The sequence below is a fragment of the Psychrobacter sp. ANT_H3 genome, from assembly GCF_027919975.1.
In the GTDB taxonomy this organism is placed as follows: domain Bacteria; phylum Pseudomonadota; class Gammaproteobacteria; order Pseudomonadales; family Moraxellaceae; genus Psychrobacter; species Psychrobacter maritimus.
The window spans coordinates 415,347-434,489 of sequence record NZ_JAQISM010000001.1; the positions used below are offsets into that span (position 1 = coordinate 415,347).

Genomic DNA, 19,143 nt, shown 5'->3' on the forward strand with positions numbered 1-19,143 from the left:
ACCTTTACTATTACTGCCCTCGCCATACTATTTTATTATCAAGGACGACAATAATGACTTCTATACTTAACAAACATGAGGACTACCAGCAAGCTCAAGAAGCGTATGGTTTTCCTTTGATTATCAAACAGCTGCTAAACCGTGCAAAAATTGCCTCTACTGATCAAACCATTAGTTATGCCGATAAGGTTACTTATACCTATGCTGAATTTTTTAAGCGGGTTAATCGCTTGGCAAACGTCCTTAAAAACATGGGTTTGCAAGCAGGTGACGTGGTTGCGGTTATGGACTGGGACAGTCATCGTTACCTTGAAGCGTATTTTGCCGTGCCGATGTCTGGCATGATTTTACAAACGGTCAATGTACGCTTGGCTGAAGATAAAGTGCTGTATACCATCAACCACGCCAAACCCAAAGCCTTGCTCTTAAATGCTGAATTTGAGCCAATGGCGAAAAATTACCGTCATGAAGCGCCTTCTATTGAGAAGATTATTTGGCTCGATGATACTGGCTTTGATGATGCTGGCTTTGATGATGCTGAGTATGGCGAAGACGATACAAAAAACGGTACAAAAACTGAGCAAGCTAGCATGCCAGATTATGTCGAAGGTGAGTATGAAGCCATGCTAGCGGCGGCCAGCGATGCGTTCGACTTTCCAGATTTCGATGAAAACACCATCGCCACCACATTTTATACCAGTGGCACGACGGGTGACCCAAAAGGGGTTTTCTTTACCCATCGACAGATCGTATTACAGACGCTGGCGAGTACGCTAGCATCCGCGCTAAATGCCGAAGGTCAAGGCGCTCGCTACAATGATGTGTACATGCCAATGACGCCATTATTCCATGTGCATGCTTGGTGCTGGCCGTATGGGGCAACCATGATAGGGCTTAAACAAGTATATCCGGGGCGCTATCTAGCCCCAATGTTGGTGGATTTAATTGAGCAGCACAAAGTCACGCTTTCACATGGTGTTCCTGCGATTTTACAGATGCTATTAAAAGAGATGGCCGCACGAGGACGTAAGTTTGATGGTCTGAAGTTGTTACTCGGTGGCTCAAAGCTGAATGAAGGTTTGGCTAAAGCGGCCATTGAAAGCGGTATTGAGTTTATGTCTGGATTTGGCATGTCAGAATCTTGTCCCGTGTTATCGAGAGCGGTATTTGATGATAAAACTGACTCGATGGAAATGAAAGAGCAGCTTAATTATCGTTGTCTGTCTGGCTCACCGATTATGCTCGTCTCAATGGAAATCTGGGATGAAAACGGCAAAGTTTTACCAATGGATGGTGAGTCGACAGGGGAACTTGTGATTCGAGCACCATGGCTTACTCAAAGCTATTTCAAAAACTCAGATGCTGGCAATGAGCTATGGCGCGGTGGCTGGATGCATACCCAAGATATCGCCTCTATCTCCTCTGACGGTACTCTAAGCATTACGGATCGACTAAAAGATGTGATTAAGTCTGGTGGTGAGTGGGTATCCTCGCTTGAAGTTGAGACCATTTTATCCTTTCACCCGAGTGTCGCTGATGTTGCCGTGATTGGAGTGCCAGATGAAAGATGGGGCGAACGACCTTTAGCATTGGTGGTTTTAAAACCTGAATATGTAGACACCAAAGCGGAAGATATTTTAGCCTTGGGCCATCAAGCCGTGGAAAAAGGCCATTTACCAAAGTATGGCGTGCCAAGTGAAATCAAGTTTTTAGTGGAAATGCCAAAAACCAGTGTGGGTAAGCTTGATAAAAAAAGAATGCGCATGATGTACGCAGAAAAACTGATTTAATTTAAAAAGGTCTTTCAATGACTTTAAAACAATCATTTAAGCTTACTGATAATTTTAACGTGTGTATTAATAACATGTATGTTTATTGGTATGACGAGACGAGAAAACTATGAAGGCTTTAGCTATATTACCGGAAGTACAAGAGACGCTTAATAAAGACAAACACCATCCCATGCATGGCTTTGCGGTTATCTATTCTCAACAAGTAGAGTGGGGCGATATGGATTCCTTTGGTCATGTTAATAATGTGGTCTATTACACTTATGCCCAAAACGCTCGTATTTACTATAATAGTCAATTAAATTTATTTAATGAAAATACCTTTTCAGTCATGGCAGCATCATCCTGTCAATATTTCAAACCGGTGACTTATCCCGATACTTTGTGGATTGGGGTTCGAGTGAAGAAAATCGGCAATGCCAGTTTGATTCATGAATATACCTATTATAGTACCGTGTTAAATAGCATCGTTGCTAAGGCTGAGTCCGTGTTGGTATATCTTGATAAAGCCAGCGGACAAAAGAAAAATATCGATGAAACAAAAAAAGCCGCGATTACTGCTTTTGAAAGTTTTAATTAAATCAGGAGGCAAGTTTTTTATATAAGGATATGGTGCTGGTATTTATAATACTAAAAAATGCGGTAGCAGTAGAGATTTAAAAGGATTGAAATGGATTTTAAAACAAAACAAGGAATGTATAGATCATGCTTTATATCAAAAAACTGTCTTTTGGTTTGGCTGTCCTTGGGGCATGCGTACAAGCACAAGCCATAGAGCTTGTCACAAATGGGGACACCACTTTCAGTATCGGTGGTTATGTTAAAGCCGAAGGTATCTTTTATTCTCCAGATGAAGGCGAGTCTGAGTTCAAAGGAAATGCACGGCAAACTCGGATTAATCTAAAAACTACCAAGAACGTAGAGGATAAAAAACTAACGGGTTTTATTGAAGGGGATTTCTATGGTAATGCGGCAAATGGTGGTTCAGACTTACGGCTGCGCCATGCGTATGTTCAGCTCGATGATTTGACCGTAGGTAAGACATGGAATGGCCAGTTCTTAGCGGTCTACCCACTTTTGACTGAGCAGCTCGACTTTAAAGGTACGGGATTGGGCACCATCTCTGGTGGCGGCGCTGATATTCGTCCAGATTTGACTGTACATTACACTCATAAGGGGCTTCGTTTTACAGCTCAAGACCCTGTTTATGATGAAGCCAACCTGCCTGATATGGTGGTCAGCTACAAAAATAACATATCTGATCTGAGCTATAACTTAGCAATCACGGCACGTGAGGCTAAAAATGGAAACGATTCAGATGTAGGCGTCGGTGCTTCTTTGGCGGGTAAACTCAAACTGGGTAATGACTCATTACATGCGAGCGTATACAACGGTAAAGGGATGGGAGCTTATTCTACAGTATGTGTCGGAAAAGTCCTTGGGGCGACCGGCGCTTCAGATTGTGACGCAGAAGACGGCAAGCTTATATCGCAAACTGGCTTTACGGTAGGCTATAGACACAAATTTACCGAGAAGCTTTTTAGTAACCTGCGTTATGGTGAGATTAATGTCGATGATGCGTCTGATACCTCTGTAAATGTGAAAAGCATCAACCTTATCTATAATTATTTACCCGATCTGGATTTTGGTATTGAATGGAGAGATCGCAGTGATAAGACCTTATCATCAGTAAAAGAAGGTCAGCAAGTTGAAATAATGGCCAAATATAATTTCTAAGCTAAAGGTTGCTAACACTGGATAGGATATAGTGCTAGCAACCTTTTTGTTAAAACGTTAATCCAAGCTATAAGATTTACCAAGCTAATTAAACATAGCATTTTCTATATTTTTACGCATATCATCACTCATGTGTGCCACGAATAGGATAGTCGTGTTCTCGAATAAAAGACAAGCCGTTTGCAAGGGCTTCAAGCTCAGGTCTGACAAACGGAGCGTTCGAGATGTCTATGATTTGAATTTCCCCTTTAGCATTAATCACGAACACCCCAGGCTCGGCAAAGGGATGATCGGTTTCCTTCTCTGAGCGTGGGTCAGAGATGTACAGACCTAGCGTCTGCATCTGCTCAATCGTCAAACCATAAGCTATCGGAAAGCTGATAGTTAGTTTTTCCAAATGCTCCTCTAACTGCTGTTTACTATCTCCTGATATGGCAATGATATCGACACCAGTATCAAAAAATGCGCTTTTTATTGTCTCTAACTGATTGAGGTACTTGGTACAAATGGGACAATGCTTACCGCGGTAAACCACTACCAATTTCCAATCGTGACCATTTTCAGGCTTGCCTAACGATTTTATCTCACCATTTAGCATTTGTACCTGTATGTCAGGAAATGGAGTGCCGGCGCGAAGTTTTTGGCTATTATCTGATTGCATGGTGCTATCCTTTGACGTTTTATATTAATGGGCTTGGCATAAGTCTTTTACGAAGTTTGACTTTTAGCAATAATTTTTTCAGCAAGGATAATAAGGTCTGAGGCTATGAAGTCCGGCGTTGGTACTTTAGCTGCGGGCAGTAAGGCGTTATAAGGTCGCGTGACAAAGGCTCCCTGACAGCCCGCCGCTTGTGCGCCAATCGTATCCCAAAGATGACAGGCAACGAGGCAGAGGTCTGCCATCTCTACAGATAATACATTTGCCACCATCTGATAAGTTTCAGGTGCAGGCTTGAATTTTTCTACTGTCTCAACGCTAAAAGACTGCTCAAAAAACTCACTTAATCCTGCCTGTTCAAGTGGCGTAGGCGACGCGCTAGTGGCTGAATTGGTCAAGGTTACTAGCCTAAACCCTGCGTCACGTAGTTTGGTTAAGGCTGGTGCAGCATCAGGATGCGCTGGCATCTCATTCATACGCTGCTTAAATTCATTAATATCGCTATCTGTCAGCGTAACGCTATGTATATCGGCTGTCATCTGTAATGCACCAACGCCAAGCTCGCCAAAAGGAGTGTAAAGATTCGACAATGTCATGGTTTGCGAATAAAGCACCAATTGGGCAAACCATTCCCTTAATATTCTATCGTCACCAAATAGTCGAGCAAATAAAGGCGCGAGGCTATCGATATCGAGCAGCGTCTCATTAACGTCGAATACGATGACTGAGGGCGATGGATTAGAGGGCATAAAGGCTCCTATATATCGTGATAGATGCTGTCCGCAGTTTTATAGCTAAAGGTGTATGGTTCTGACTACGGGTAAAATTGCAGAATTGGTTCAATTTACTTTAACTGGACTTGAGTAATCATTCAAGATAAAATTGAGTAATTACTCAAATAGTACAGCCGTGCTTATTTCATCATTTGAGGTCATGGCTTTTAAACATGGGAATATATTATGTCACGTACCGCACTGTATAACCGTCAGGAAGCGTTAGAGCGAGCGCTAAAGCTTTTTTGGCAAAAAGGCTTTCATGCCACATCTTTAAAAGATATTGAAGAAGCACTCGATATGCGTCCAGGGAGCATTTATGCTGCATTTGGCAGTAAAGATGGACTGTTTCAAGAAGCATTGGATTATTATGCTCGATTGGGTCTGACGGAGCTTGAGCGTATATTAAGCCATCACGAATCGCCTTTGCTTGGATTGGCCGCTTATGTGCGTCAGCTCGGCGGCATACGGGACAAGGAGCTGCCAAGTCAGGCCTGTATGTTGGTCAAAAGCTTGCTCGAGCTTGGCGCTCGTGAACAAGCAGCGCTAAAAAAAGTTGAAATGCTGCTGGCAGGTATGGAGACGCGCTTTATCGATTGCTTTAGTGCCGCGCAGCAACTTGGTGAGCTGGATAGTACGCTGGATGCGACCAGACTAGGGCGACGCTTACAGGCTGAAGTCATGGGGCTACGTGCCTTTGCCCAGCGTGATGTCGATAGCGAGGCAGTACATGCATTGGCTGAAGATATGGCATTGTCTATAGAAGCGCTGCGCCTTGATGGCTAAGCTAAGACAATAACATACCAAGGTATAGTTCTTTATCCTAATAAAAGGGCTGTATGATGATTACCATACAGCCGCAAATGCTATTACTATTAAAGAGCCAAAGCCAAAGCCAAATCCTAAGACTAACCTAAATCTTTAGCTTAGCTATCCTTTAACCAATCTTTTACTAGCTTACTTTATGCCATTCAAACTTTTTGAAAGGCTTGTCGATTGGCGTGTTGGCCAAATGGTTGGTGTAGTTGCTCATCACTTTTTGCGCCGCTGCAAGAACCACTTCCAAAATCTGACGTTTAGTAAAGCCTGCATCCAAGAACGCTTGCACTGCATCATCATTAACATTACCACGATCTCGAACGACCGATAGCGTAAAATCGCGTAACGCTTCTAGTTTTTCAGTAGGTAATGGTGTCTCGTTACGCAAGGCTTCGGTTATCGCGTCATCTACTTTCATGCTTTTGGCAATGCCTGTATGGGCAGGGACGCAATAGTGACACTCATGCTCGACGTTGATGGTTTGCCAAACGACCGTGATTTCTTCATCATCGAAACTGCTGTCTAAAAACAACTGATGCAGGCGCTGATAGCCTTCAAGCAAGCCAGGCGCTTCAGCCATGACGGCATGTAGATTAGGTACCATACCAAACGCTTTGATAGATACATCAAGCAAGTCTTTGCTTTCTGCTGGAGCGGTGTTTTTGTCGTGTAGGGTAAATTCAGTCATATAAAAGTCCTTCTAATCGTAATTAATGAATGGTTGTAGTAATCATATGAAGTGAGATACTAGGAAATAAATCACCTATATTTGAGTGAACGCTCAATTTAGTAGATAGGATTTTATTAAGTAGCTCGACAACTGCGACCACTATAAATCATTTTGAGCAAACGCTCAAATTATAATTGAATGAACGCTCATTTATTTGTAAGTGTGATTTACATTCAAGGATGAGTAGATGAACGCAAAACTTTATTTGCGTTTAAATGAATGGCCTTTAAACGGCATCACGAGCAATCCCCAAAGCGAAGCATTCTGTTTAGGTGAGGGATAATCTTTTAAGCCAATATCTAGCTTGTTATCAGGTTTTTTTGCTTCACTTTTATAACTACCAAAAATCCAATCCCACCAAATAACGCTAAAACCATAGTTTGAGTTGGTTTCACTAACGCGTTGGCTGTGGTGGATACGGTGCAAAATCTGCGTCATTAATATTAAGCGCGTAGGCTTTTCAATTGCGGGCGGCAAACGAATATTGGCGTGGTTAAACATCGCTAAGCCATTTAGAGCAATCTCAAAAATCAGCACTGCAATGGCAGGAACGCCCAACAAGCTGACGGCAATAAGCTTCACTAAAATGCTTAAAATAATTTCAATAGGATGAAACCTCAGACCTGTACTGGCATCAACATGTGCATCAGCGTGATGGACTTTATGCAAACGCCACAGAATAGGCACGCGATGGAATAATCGGTGCTGCCAGTAAATGATGATGTCGAGCAATATTAAGCTTAGTATGATGACAACAATGCTTGGCAAATCGATAATATTGAATAAGCCAATTTTATGCTGCTGATTATAAAGTGCCACAGCCGTTAGACCGACAGGCACGGCTAGACGAGCAATAACGGATGACGCAAACACCAAGCCAAAGTTAGCGAACCAGCGTTTACTACTTTTGATCGGCGCTTTACGTGCAGGCATGCGCCATTCAATCAGCATCATAATCACTAAAATGCTCAAAAAGAACCCAAGCCGCCACCATACTTCGTTAGTCATTACTTACCTCTTGAGGGTTTAAACCAGCAGGATATTGTGACCATTTTCTTTTATTTTGAACCGACTATGGCATCAGTCTCTAGCTGCTTGAGGGTATGATAGCCACCATGGATACGGGTAAAAATCGTAATCGCGCAGGCCATGGCAAAAATGCCTGCGAGTAGTACAAAGTGCTGCGGCCAAAGGCAAAAGGCAACAAACAGCGCAATAGTCTCAGTGCCTTCCGTCAAACCGTTCAAATAATAAAAGCTTTTATATTTAAACTGTGGTTTATCCAGTTTAAACTTTTCCGCCGCGATGGCAAACGCTAAAAAGCTAGAGCCTGTGCCGATAAAGGTAGCAAGTAATAAAGCGCCAGCAATGGCGTTCTGTGCAGGATTTGCCAAGATAAATCCCAGCGGAACTGCTGCATAAAATAAAAAGTCGAGCGTAATATCTAAGTAGCCGCCTGCGCTTGAGCTTTGCTGTGCATGGCGAGCTAGCGCGCCATCAAGACCGTCAAAAATGCGATTCAGCGCAATCGTTGCCAGTGCGCCATACCAAAGCTCAAACGCAAGTAATGGTAAGGCCAACATGCCGATTAAAAAGCCCGTCACCGTGAGTTGATCAGCCGTAATACCGCGTTTGTGCAATACAATTACCACAGGGGCTAGCATCGGCTTAATCATGGGCGTAAGAAACTTGTCTAGCATGCGCTTGCCTTTTATATTTCGCTTTGGTGTTTAAGACTATAGACCTAAAACTATAGCTCTAAATGAATAACTTTACCCTTTGCGGCCTCAGCATCGCTATGATCGTGCGTGACCATGATAGCGGGGATTTTATGAGTGCGGATTTGCTCAAATACCAATTGCCGCGTATCTACTCTTAGCTGAGTATCCAGCTTGCTAAAAGGCTCATCGAGCAGTATCGCTTTTGGCTCGCTGAGCAAGGTGCGCAGTAGCGCCACTCGTGCTTGTTGCCCGCCTGATAAGTTATCGGGATGACGATTTCCCATGCCTACTAAACCAACTTGTGCAAGCGCCTGTTCTATTTTTTCACTACGCTGTTTTCTATCTCCCGTCTTATTGCTTTTAGGCATCGCAAAAGCAATATTACCCGCTACTGATAAATGCGAAAACAGTAGCGCATCTTGATACAGTACCCCAATATGGCGCAGGTGCGCCGGCAGATGGCTTACATTTTTATCATTTAACCAGACCTCACCAGTAGCGGTAAAACCATTTGGTAAGGTGCCTGTTAGCCAGTTCAATAAGCTCGATTTACCACTGCCAGATGGGCCCATGACAGTCAATATTTCACCACCAGCAATCTGCTCATCTAGGCTGAGGAGTAGCGTGCCTTGTCGATATAACTGTAAGTCTTTTATCTGTAAAGAGGATTGCATCAAAGGCCCTTTTATTTGCGTTTTTATTATTAGGTATTTTCAAAATTAGTGCTATTCAAAACCAGTACTATTAAAAATGATTTTCTTCAAAATAAACAGTTTTAACGCCTGCTGTTGCTGCCACTTTTAAAGAAATATTTGGGCAATACCCACGCCAATATAAAGCCAATTAACGGTAACGCCATTTGGATGATGGCATACACCGCACTGGTGCGCCTACTGGCACCATTTGCGAGAGTCACAGCTTCGGTGGTGATGGTGGCGATACGTCCGCCGCCTGCCAACAACGTTGGCAAGTATTGACCAAAGCTAATAGCCAAACCAAGGGCGATAGCAATCAAAATCGGTGCAAACAATTGTGGTAACTTCACCTGCAAAAATACTTTTGCTGGCGTCGCGCCAAGGCTTGCAGCCACATGAGCAAAACGAGGATCTAGACGCCTGTAGCTACTGGCAAGCGATAAAAACACATAAGGCAGCACAAAAAGCAGATGCGTAAATGCCACATTAAAAAACGCCGTTTGGTTATTTACCAATTGCTGTAGCCACACCAAACCAAATAAAAAGGCAATACTGGGCACTAACAGCGGCAAATAGATAATTAAACTGGTAAATTTTGAAAGAGACTTTTTACTTAGTTGTTCGGCTTCCAAACATAACAATGTCAGCACAATGGCAAATACGGTACTCACGATACCGATCGTAATGGTATTAAATAATGGCGTGCTCATTTGCGTAAAGGCACTTTGAAAATGTAATAACACCAACTGCTCTGGCAATACGGCTGGAAAGCGCCAAAAACCAGCCACTGACCACATGACCAGACCAATGAGCGCCAGAAAAATAAAGCCAATCACCACAGTGGTCAACGCGGCGGTGATTTTTTGCCAGAGTGCATCGGCATAGTTGCGCTTGCCATTTATCCATGTGCCATTAAAGCAAGCTTTTATCGCTCTCTCAGCGCCGAGCCACAAGGCGATTAAGCCACCCGTCAACGCCAGCTGTAATAATGCGCCTGCCGAGGCTTTTATACGTAAGTTTAAATCAACATCGTTAAACCATTGCATGATAGTAACCGCGAGCGTTGGCGGCGTGTTTGGACCGAGTATCAATGGCATCTCTACGCTGGCACTGGCATAGGCCAGCACGGCTAAGACAGGCAAACGTAAAAAAGGATAGAGGATTGGGAGGACGGCTTTAAAAAAGGCAGTGATGGGGTAATAACCAAGATTTAGCGCAACTTTATATTGCTGGCGTAACTTTTTACCAAGCTCAGGTTGTGCCAAAGCGCCTAATGCCATGAGTAGTAAAAACGGCAGCTCTTTTAAGGTTAAACCCAAAATGATACTGATGCCATAGGGGTCATGGGGAAATATACCGCCTGGTGCCAATTCCCAACCGCTTAGCCACGGTGAAATAAGCCGTGAAAACATACCAGAAGGCGCAATTAAAAAACCAACAGCGATGGATGCTGCTGCATGAGGAATGACCAAGATTGGACTCAGCAAACGCTCAATACGGGTCAGCCAAACGCTATTAAAAAATGCCGCCAATATCATTAAAGTCATGACAAAAGCGAATAGCGTGCTGATTAATCCAGTCGCAATGCTTAATGCTACCATTTGGATAAGACCAGGCGTCTGCCACAGATCGTGAAAGCCTTGTAGGCTAACGGTCGTTTGCTCAAGTGCGGGCACCCAGCTAAAGGCAGGTAACAGCACGCTGACCAAACCACCGAGTACCGGTAATATTAGCAGTAGCAGTAAAAATTTCGGACTCAAGGATACAATGCGCGTAAATAGGTCTGTTTTATAAGGATCTATCGTTCTAGTGCTTGCATCAGCCGTTTTATGATTAGAATCTTTACTCATGGGCTGACCCCATAACGCGCCTGCCAGCCTTGCATAATGGCATCAACCCAGCTTGGATGTGGTTCATTTACGGTACGTTTTATCGCGTCAACCGGTAGGGCGCTCGGATGGGGTTTGTTAGTCTTGAATAGCGCTTGTTGCTCAGGGTCAAGCGTAGATTGGACGAGTACGGTTTTATCACCCCACACAGCAGGCGTTTGCTTTTTTGCTTGTGCTTCTGGGCTCATCAAAAAGTTGGCGACCAGCTGTGCGGCTTGCTGGTGGCTGGCGTTATAAGGAATGGCCACAAAATGCGTGTTACTCAAACTGCCATCACTCATTGCATAGCTACGAATGCTCTGGGGTAAATCATACCGCTGCACGGCCGCAGGAATTTCAGGCGCAGAAAAAGTAAAGGCCAAACTCAGCTCGGTATCATCGACCAAGCGCCGCATGTGTGCGCCCGTTTGCACAAATTGCTCACCCTTGCGCCATAGAGTGGGATGCAAATCATCTAAAAACGCCCATAAAGGGGCTAATATCATTTCTGTATTTTGCTCAGTGGCTGGCAGGTTGAGCTGTGCTTTTGTGTTTTCGCCTGTTTTAGCATCTTGCTTTTCGTGCAGCATGACTAAAGCGTATTTTAAAAAGCTCATTCCTAAAAAGTCAGGTGGCTTTGGATAGCTAAAACGCCCGGGGTTTTGCGCCGTCCAATTGACCAGCTCATTTAAAGTGGTTGGTGGCTTATTCGTTGATAAACTGTCGTAATAAAAGGTCAGTGAGGCTTGTCCCCATGGCGCTTCCATACCATTGGTTGGTACACCAAAATCAAAGTTAACGGCAGGATTATTCTCTGGATCGGTTAAGGCAAAGTTAGGCAGTTTGTTCGCCCATTGTTTATGTAATAATGAATTCTCACTCATAGTGGCAAAGTTGGCGCCATTTATCCAGATGAGATCAACGCTGCCTTCATCATTATTGTTGGCAGATTTTTCCGCGAGTACGCGACTAACGGCTTCACTGGTGTCACTCAATTTGACATGAACCATATTAATATTATATTTGACATTCACTTCTTCGGCGGCCCACTGTAGATAAGCATTTATCTGCGGGTCACCGCCCCATGCATAAAAGTAAACGTCTTGGTTTTTACCTTGCGCCTCTATCTCCTGCCAAGATGATAAATTTTGATTAAGGTCATCGGTAGTGGGTGAGGCAGTGCTTGCTGATATGCTTGAAGAAATAACTGCACAAACGCTAAGAGCCATAGCATAGGTGCTGTAGCGGCTTAGATTTTTTAGCGTTGGCAAAGCTGGTAAAGATTTAATAACGTACATTTAAGTTTCCGTTATGATGATATATTTTCAGCGCAGTTGATAAAAATTCAACTAACCTCGACGCCATGTATGATATTTCTCAAGCCAGTTTAATACTGTTTCAGGCGCATGATTGCGCTTCCATCCACCAGCCGCGTATTTATTGCCCTCCGCCCATGTCGGGTACATATGAATGGTGCCGAGTATTTTATTTAGCCCTAAGCCATGTTTCATCGCCAGTATAAACTCCGGCATGATGTCTCCAGCATGTTCAGCGACGATAGTCACGCCAAGTATTTTATCTTTGCCTTTAGGGGTAATGACTTTGATAAAGCCATCGTTGGCGCTTTCCGTCACCGCACGATCTAAGTCTTTAAAGTCGTAGCGGGTAACCTCAAAGTCGATACCTTTTTCGATAGCTTCTTGCTCATTTAGTCCAACGCGTGCGACTTCTGGGTCTATAAAAGTCGTCCACGGAATCACGCGATAATCTACTTTAAACTTCTTTAGATGTCCAAACAAACCATTTACCGCCGCGTACCATGCCTGATGGGAGGCCACGTGAGTAAATTGATAAGGACCAACGACATCACCAGCAGCGTAAATATTGGGGTAGAGGGTTTCTAAATAGTCGTCGGTCTCGATGGTACGTTCAGTTTCAATCCCTAATGTTTCTAAGCCATAGCCTTCTAAACGCGCACTGCGTCCAACGGCACAAAGCAATTCATCATATTCAATAGCGATTTCTTGCTTGTTTTGACTGTCTTGCTTATCGGTACTGTCGCCTTGCGGTTCAACGATAATGAACTTTTTACCATCGCGGGCTTCACAGCGAATCGCTTGATGCGAGGTTAAGACATTTACACCACTCTCGACGAGGACTTTCTGTGCAAATTCAGAGACTTCCACGTCTTCTTTTTTCATGAGACGCGCGCCTCTCTCAATCTGGGTCACATTGGAGCCTAAACGTGCAAAGGCTTGCGCCAGCTCAGAGCCGATTGGCCCGCCGCCAAGTACGACCAGTTTTTTCGGTGCTTCTTCTAATTCGGTAAACTTATTCCATATGGTGTCGCTGGTCACATAGCCGGTTTCTTCCAAGCCTGGCAGGTCTGGTACAAATGGACGCGCGCCAGTCGCGATAACGATGGAGCGTGCGGTTAGTGTTTGCGTGCCGCCATCGTTTAGCGCAATCTCTACCGTCCATGGGTCGATAAATTTAGCGTAGCCTTTTAACACTTCGACACTCAAGTCCGTATAACGCTCGACGCTGTCATTTGGCGCAATATCAGCGATGACTTTATGGATACGGCTCATGACATTTTTGAATGAAAACTCTGGTGGCGTATTGTCTAAACCATAACGCTCAGCATGGCGCATTTGTTCAGCGACTTTCGCGCTTTTAATCAAAGCTTTACTAGGTACACAGCCATAGTTTAAGCAGTCGCCACCCATTTCGCCCGCTTCGATTAATGTCACTTTTGCTCGGACGGTCGCCGCGATATAGCTGGTGACTAGCCCGCCAGCACCAGCGCCAATCACAATCATATTACGGTCGAATTTTTTAGGTTTGTTATAGTTTTTATAGACGCGGCGCTTTTTTAGCATATTTAATATGCCTTTTGCTATTAATGGGAAGAAACCTAACAACGCAAATGAGACAATCAAATTAAACGATAAAATCCCTGACAAACTGTCAATTTGCGCCAGTTGTGTACCGGCATTAACGAATACAAAAGTGCCCGCGAGCATACCAACTTGGCTTACCCAGTAGAATGTCCTCGCTTTAATTGCGGTGACGCCCATGAGTAAATTAATTAAAAAGAACGGAAATATCGGCACTAAGCGCAGGGTAAATAAGTAAAACCCGCCTTCTTTTTCAACGCCAGCATCAATGGCTGCTAAGCGTTCAGGAAAGCGCTGCTTAATCGTATCAAGCAGTAAATAACGTGAGGTTAAAAAGGCGAGTGTCGCGCCAATACTGGAGGCAAACGAGGCGACCAGTAAGCCTTGCCATAAGCCAAATAATGCCCCAGCTGCCAAGGTCAAAATAGCAGCTCCCGGTAAGGATAGGGCGGTGACGACGACATAAAGCAAAAAGAACCCACCGATAACTAATAGCGGTGATTGCGCTTTATAGTCGTTAAATTGCGCCATCGACCCTTTTAAGCCGTCAAGCGTCAATAATTGATTTAGGTCAAAATAAAAAAAGCCAATCACTAACATCAATACGGCTAATAGTAAAACTATCTTTTTAATCATGAAATGTCCGGATAAATAAGAATGCAAAGGGTATCAGCGATAGAATCTAAAAAGTATTATTTATAAGCACGTAGCGATGTCATTAGTCTTACTATAATCTACTTTTTCATTACGGGTGGTTATATATCATTTTTTTGGTTGAGAATGACTGGCGGCTTTTCTAAGCTTAGAAAGGTTAATACTGAGTCCAAAATTTGCTGTATATTGAGCGATTGCTCAATTATAGGCATAAGAAAACCGCCAAATATTGTATTTATGGATTGTAATGTTTTTTGAGCGATTGTTCAAATTATTATGATGTTTTTATGATGCTAATAGCATGTGAGCGTTAGATATGGCTGCCGCGAATAACGATGCAATAGCTACCATACGGTAAAACACGATTATTGTCATCGTATTGTCATAACGGCATCGTATTCTTGAGCTCACTATAAATAGCGGTTGCGTATCACTCATCTCTTTAGTCATTCACTGATTTGTTGATAACAGTTAGCGCATAGATATCAGGTGTGTTTATGAAGGTTATTGATCGGTTTGGTAGTATCTCCACCCGTATACTGATTATTTTAACATTGGCTTTTTTACTCATTATTTTGCTGGTGTACTGGGTCATCGAAACCCAAGCCAAGCCGCGCATACTGGAGATGACCTCAGAGACAGTGGTTGAAACAGGTAATGAAGCCATCAATAGCATTATGGCGAGTATCAACCATGTCGACGGATTGGCCAAAGCCACCAGTACGATGGCGGGCGGGTTACCAAAACAAGACAGCCTTTATAAAGAAACCTTTGGCAATCTCATGCAACAAATGGATCAACGCATTGTAGGCGGCGGCGTATGGTTTGACCCAAATATGTACGCTGAGGGTCGAGAACGCCAGTCGTTTGTATGGTCACGTGATGAGTCAGGCAGCATGCAGCCATTAGAGCGTTACAATCAAGCGCGCCAAACCCCGAATCCCTATTATCGTGATTGGTGGTACATTCCTGCAATGTACGCGCGTCATGATCACTGTGTTTGGAGTCGTGCCTATGTCGATCCGGTGAGTAATCAGCCGATGATGACTTGCGCCAAGGCTCTGTATGACAGTCGTAATCAGGCTTTTGATGGAGTGGTGAGTTTTAATCTATTACTCGATAATCTCGGCGAGGCGATGAAAAAGTGGCAAGATAAGCTCGGTGGTTATGTCTTTTTAGTGGACTTGGACAATCGGTTTTTGACCTTTCCAGATCAGTCGATGGTTATGCACGCAACTAAAGATAGCGGTCAGGGCGAGGTCGTAACGGCACGGCAGTTAGCTGAGAGCAACCCTAGCTTTGCCCCTATTGCGGACAGTCTAGATAGCATTAATCAGACACTGATAGATGAGGCAGTAACTAAAGATGAAAGCCGCTATACGCTCGCTGCTCGTAGTATTCTAAGTACGACCAATCTGAATAAAATCAGCGAGCAAGAGTCCAAATTGCTCTCAGCATTATTGCTGTTAAATATCGATCAAACGTTTAATTTGGTAGACAGTCATTTGGTCGATACCATCGCTGTGCCCAATGATTTTGTGTTGCAGCAGCCCGCCACCGCCTTCGTGTTTCGTATGCCATTTACCTATTGGAAGATGGTCATCGTCAAGCCCAATAATGACATGATGAGAGTGGCAAACGCGTTGTCGAACCAGCTGATTCAAACCATGCTACTGGGTTTTATTCCTATCCTGTTGTTGACCGCGTGGGTGTTCCGTCGCTACTTTACGCGGCCGCTAAAGCACATGGCACAGTCAGTGGCTGATATGGGCGCATTGATTGAACAAAAAAAATATCAACAATTAAGCGCGCTTAAACTGCCACACTCAAATGTCAGCGAAATTCAAATCATCAGTGAGCAGACCAACCAATTGATCGACCGCGTCGTCGAAAATGAAGGCGCACTTGCTGAAATCAATGTCCATCTAGAAAAACAAGTCGCCGCTCGTACGCAAGACTTGCAGCAAGCCATGGATGAGTTAAAAGCCTCACAAGTGCATCTGGTGCGTTCCGAAAAAATGGCTACATTAGGTCAAATGGTGGCGGGCGTGGCGCATGAGGTCAACACACCGCTGGGCTACGTGCGAAGTAATATGGAGCTGGTCGGTGATAATCTCGTGCGTTTTGATGAATTGCTACAGCATACCGATCAATTATTGCATGCCTTAAAAGCGCCAACTATTAATCAAGAACAAGTCGAGCAACTGATAGAGCAAACCTTACAATGCTGCGAGGAAATTAAAGAAGATGAGGTCAGTGAGGATTTGGCCGATTTGATTAAAGATGGACTTTACGGCGTCGATCAGATTGCCGAGCTGGTAGTCAGCTTGCGCGACTTTTCTCGACTGGACGAATCCAAAGTAAAAGATGTCGATATCAATGATTGCATCAATACCTCATTGATTATGGCGCGCAATAATTTAAAAACTCTAGACGTCAAAACCAATCTAGCCGAGCTGCCACCGATTCAATGTAATCCTTCGCAAATCAACCAAGTACTATTAAACCTATTTAATAATGCCGCCCAAGCCATACCGAGTGATCATAAAGGGACATTACAAGTGAGCTCATCTATCGATAAGGCGCAGCAACATGTTGTGGTACGCATTATAGACAATGGTGTCGGTATCGCAGAGCATATTTTAAATCATATCTTTGAGCCGTTTTTTACTACCAAAAAAGCAGGCGATGGCACGGGGCTAGGGTTGGCCATTACGGCACAAATCATCGAGCAACATGGTGGATACATCGAGGTTAGCTCAATCGTTGGCGCGGGCACGACGTTTACTATTAAGTTACCGATACAGTCTAGCGCTCATGAACCTAAACCTTCACAAGCCTTATTTGAAAGTTAAGAGACTTCCCATCACTTATTTAAAGAGAGTGTCATGCAAAAACCAAAAATCGCTTTTATCGATGATGAGCCACGCATTTTACGCAGTTTAAAAATGCATTTTCGCCAGTCACATGACGTATTTATTACTACCGATGCCACTGAGCTAATGGAATATGTCAGCCAGAATGAGGTACAAGTGGTCATCAGCGACCAACGCATGCCAGATAAGCAAGGTACAGAAGTGTTACGTGATATCAAAGCGGCCTCACCAAATACGCTGCGTATTTTGCTGACCGGTTATGCTGATTTGAATGCAGTGATTGACTCTGTGAATGAGGGCGAAATTTATCGTTATATTACAAAGCCATGGCAGAATGATGAGCTTAAACAAATCGTCAATAAAGCCACAGAAATAGCTCAGCAAACACAAGAAATCACCCAAAACACTATGCAAGGTAATGATACTCAAAAAGTTAGTGGTGGCACTGATAGCAATCGTAATATATTGGTATTAGATGACGACGATAGCGTCTATCAGCAAATAAAAAGTCACTTTAAGAGTGCTTATACCGTGAGTTGGGCCAGCAACCTTGAACAGGCAGCAAAGTTATTACAAAAAAAACGCTTTGGCGTCACGATTACGGATTCGACGCTCAATAAAGAAAATATTACCCCCATTGTTTATGCCTTAAAAAACATCCAGCCAGATTTGATGGTTCTTATGTTGACTGAATTCAAAGATGCCCATATGGTCATTGATTTAATTAATAAAGGTCAGGTATATCGTTGTCTACCACGGCCGACCAACTTCTCTATCATGAGTATCAGTCTGGATCGCGCTTTTGATCATCACGAAAAATTGCTAGAACAGCCGGTACTGGCGGCTCGTCATCATGTCGAGGAGGTAACAGAATCGGAGGCTTTGAATTTTTCTGAAAGACTTAAGGGCTTCTTTGCCAAGTTCAGAGGTTGGCGCATTATTAGATAGAATGGGACAGGATAAATATACTCTGTCCATGGCTTGAGTACTGCATCAATGGTTTTTGTCTAAACATATAAACCCTATTATTTAATGCCTATAGCGCTCATAACAACTTAGCCCTATAGGATAACTGTTATTTATAAATCATTAATTAATGGAAGTTTCAATAATGTAAATATTTGATAGTGATAGCTATTTAGGAATATGCAGCTTATAACCAACGCCAATTTCAGTGAAGAAATAACTAGGTCTAGAAGGGTTGTTCTCTAGTTTTTGGCGTAAATTTGACATAAATATGCGTACATAATGCTCTTGGTGATTGTGACCTTTACCCCAGACTTCGTTTAGCAGTTGCTGATGCGTCATGACCTTTTCGGCGTTTTTAATGAGTACGGTCAGTAAGCGATATTCAATCGGGGTTAAATGAATGTCTTCACCGTTTTTCTTGACTTGCCGTTGTGCCAAATCAATACTGACATTGCCTAATGCTAATACAACCGGTGCCTCATAACCGGCTTGCCAGCGGCGCATCTGGGCGTTGACCCTAGCAATTAGCTCGCCCATGCTAAAGGGTTTTACCAAATAATCATCGGCGCCCAAATTTAAAGCTTTGATTTTGTCTTGCTCATCACTGCGCGCCGACAGTACTAAAATAGGCAGCGATGACCACGCCCTAATATCTGCGATGACATCACAACCATCCGCATCTGGGAGACCTAAGTCTAATATCAATAAGTCTGGACGGCGAGAGGCGGCGTCAATTAACCCGCGTTGCGAGCTATCGGCAGCGTAGACTTGATAGCCTTCTTGCTCCATCGCTGATTTGATAAAGCGGGCGATATGGGCTTCGTCTTCAATGATTAAGATGGTTTTCATGGTAGGGTATTTGCTACTTATAAGGGAAGCTTGAGGCAGTAATGAGGTAATGAAATAATGAAGTAATGACTGTGCCCAAGTTTCTAATAATGTTGAAAAAACTT

General features: G+C 43.6%; 16 protein-coding genes. 6 read left to right on the plus strand and 10 right to left on the minus strand.

Annotation, left to right across the window (positions count from 1 at the left end):
* Window positions 1–53 precede the first annotated feature (53 nt).
* The 3 genes from PG901_RS01655 to PG901_RS01665 all read left to right on the plus strand — a co-directional run bounded on the left by PG901_RS01655 (window position 54) and on the right by PG901_RS01665 (window position 3,527).
* Window positions 54–1,790 carry a fatty acid--CoA ligase gene (locus PG901_RS01655; protein ID WP_271133245.1) on the plus strand — a complete coding sequence of 579 codons (1,737 nt, stop codon included), beginning with the start codon at window positions 54–56 and terminating at the stop codon, window positions 1,788–1,790.
* Between the two features lie 109 nt (window positions 1,791–1,899).
* Entirely contained in the window at window positions 1,900–2,370 is a 471-nt protein-coding gene (locus PG901_RS01660) for an acyl-CoA thioesterase (protein WP_271133246.1), read from the plus strand.
* Window positions 2,371–2,495: 125 nt separating this feature from the next.
* Complete coding sequence (locus PG901_RS01665; RefSeq protein ID WP_271133247.1) at window positions 2,496–3,527, plus strand: hypothetical protein; 1,032 nt, start codon at window positions 2,496–2,498, stop codon at window positions 3,525–3,527.
* 124 nt (window positions 3,528–3,651) lie between these two features.
* Here PG901_RS01665 and PG901_RS01670 read toward each other — a convergent pair whose 3' ends face one another.
* Entirely contained in the window at window positions 3,652–4,188 is a 537-nt protein-coding gene (locus PG901_RS01670) for a peroxiredoxin-like family protein (RefSeq protein ID WP_271133248.1), read from the minus strand.
* A gap of 47 nt (window positions 4,189–4,235) precedes the next feature.
* Complete coding sequence (locus tag PG901_RS01675; protein ID WP_271133249.1) at window positions 4,236–4,934, minus strand: haloacid dehalogenase type II; 699 nt, start codon at window positions 4,932–4,934, stop codon at window positions 4,236–4,238.
* A gap of 210 nt (window positions 4,935–5,144) precedes the next feature.
* On the opposite strand from PG901_RS01675, the gene PG901_RS01680 reads away from it, so the two are divergent.
* The gene (locus PG901_RS01680) at window positions 5,145–5,744 is read left to right on the plus strand and encodes a TetR/AcrR family transcriptional regulator (RefSeq protein WP_271133250.1); all 600 of its coding nucleotides are present in this window, start codon (window positions 5,145–5,147) and stop codon (window positions 5,742–5,744) included.
* Between the two features lie 166 nt (window positions 5,745–5,910).
* Here PG901_RS01680 and PG901_RS01685 read toward each other — a convergent pair whose 3' ends face one another.
* The 7 genes from PG901_RS01685 to PG901_RS01715 form a co-directional block, all read right to left on the minus strand.
* Window positions 5,911–6,465: a carboxymuconolactone decarboxylase family protein gene (locus PG901_RS01685; protein WP_271133251.1), complete on the minus strand. Its 555-nt coding sequence runs from the start codon at window positions 6,463–6,465 to the stop codon at window positions 5,911–5,913.
* Between the two features lie 243 nt (window positions 6,466–6,708).
* On the minus strand, window positions 6,709–7,515 hold the full coding sequence (locus PG901_RS01690; RefSeq protein WP_271133252.1) for a sterol desaturase family protein: 807 nt from the start codon (window positions 7,513–7,515) through the stop codon (window positions 6,709–6,711).
* A 50-nt stretch (window positions 7,516–7,565) separates the two neighbouring features.
* On the minus strand, window positions 7,566–8,207 hold the full coding sequence (locus tag PG901_RS01695; protein WP_271133253.1) for a CDP-alcohol phosphatidyltransferase family protein: 642 nt from the start codon (window positions 8,205–8,207) through the stop codon (window positions 7,566–7,568).
* 50 nt (window positions 8,208–8,257) lie between these two features.
* Window positions 8,258–8,902, minus strand: coding sequence for an ATP-binding cassette domain-containing protein (locus PG901_RS01700; protein WP_271133254.1), 645 nt, complete (start codon window positions 8,900–8,902; stop codon window positions 8,258–8,260).
* Between the two features lie 101 nt (window positions 8,903–9,003).
* Window positions 9,004–10,773 carry an ABC transporter permease gene (locus PG901_RS01705; protein WP_271133255.1) on the minus strand — a complete coding sequence of 590 codons (1,770 nt, stop codon included), beginning with the start codon at window positions 10,771–10,773 and terminating at the stop codon, window positions 9,004–9,006.
* Window positions 10,770–12,089 carry an ABC transporter substrate-binding protein gene (locus tag PG901_RS01710; protein ID WP_271133256.1) on the minus strand — a complete coding sequence of 440 codons (1,320 nt, stop codon included), beginning with the start codon at window positions 12,087–12,089 and terminating at the stop codon, window positions 10,770–10,772. Before PG901_RS01710 ends, PG901_RS01705 begins: the two co-directional genes overlap by 4 nt.
* 51 nt (window positions 12,090–12,140) lie before the next feature.
* Entirely contained in the window at window positions 12,141–14,327 is a 2,187-nt protein-coding gene (locus PG901_RS01715) for an FAD-dependent oxidoreductase (RefSeq protein ID WP_271133257.1), read from the minus strand.
* Window positions 14,328–14,842: 515 nt separating this feature from the next.
* Here PG901_RS01715 and PG901_RS01720 point away from each other — a divergent pair.
* Complete coding sequence (locus PG901_RS01720) at window positions 14,843–17,200, plus strand: ATP-binding protein (RefSeq protein ID WP_271133258.1); 2,358 nt, start codon at window positions 14,843–14,845, stop codon at window positions 17,198–17,200.
* Window positions 17,201–17,233: 33 nt separating this feature from the next.
* The gene (locus PG901_RS01725; RefSeq protein WP_271133259.1) at window positions 17,234–18,169 is read left to right on the plus strand and encodes a response regulator; all 936 of its coding nucleotides are present in this window, start codon (window positions 17,234–17,236) and stop codon (window positions 18,167–18,169) included.
* Window positions 18,170–18,355: 186 nt separating this feature from the next.
* On the opposite strand, the gene PG901_RS01730 is transcribed toward PG901_RS01725, so the two are convergent.
* Window positions 18,356–19,039 carry a response regulator gene (locus PG901_RS01730; protein ID WP_271133260.1) on the minus strand — a complete coding sequence of 228 codons (684 nt, stop codon included), beginning with the start codon at window positions 19,037–19,039 and terminating at the stop codon, window positions 18,356–18,358.
* Window positions 19,040–19,143 lie beyond the last annotated feature (104 nt).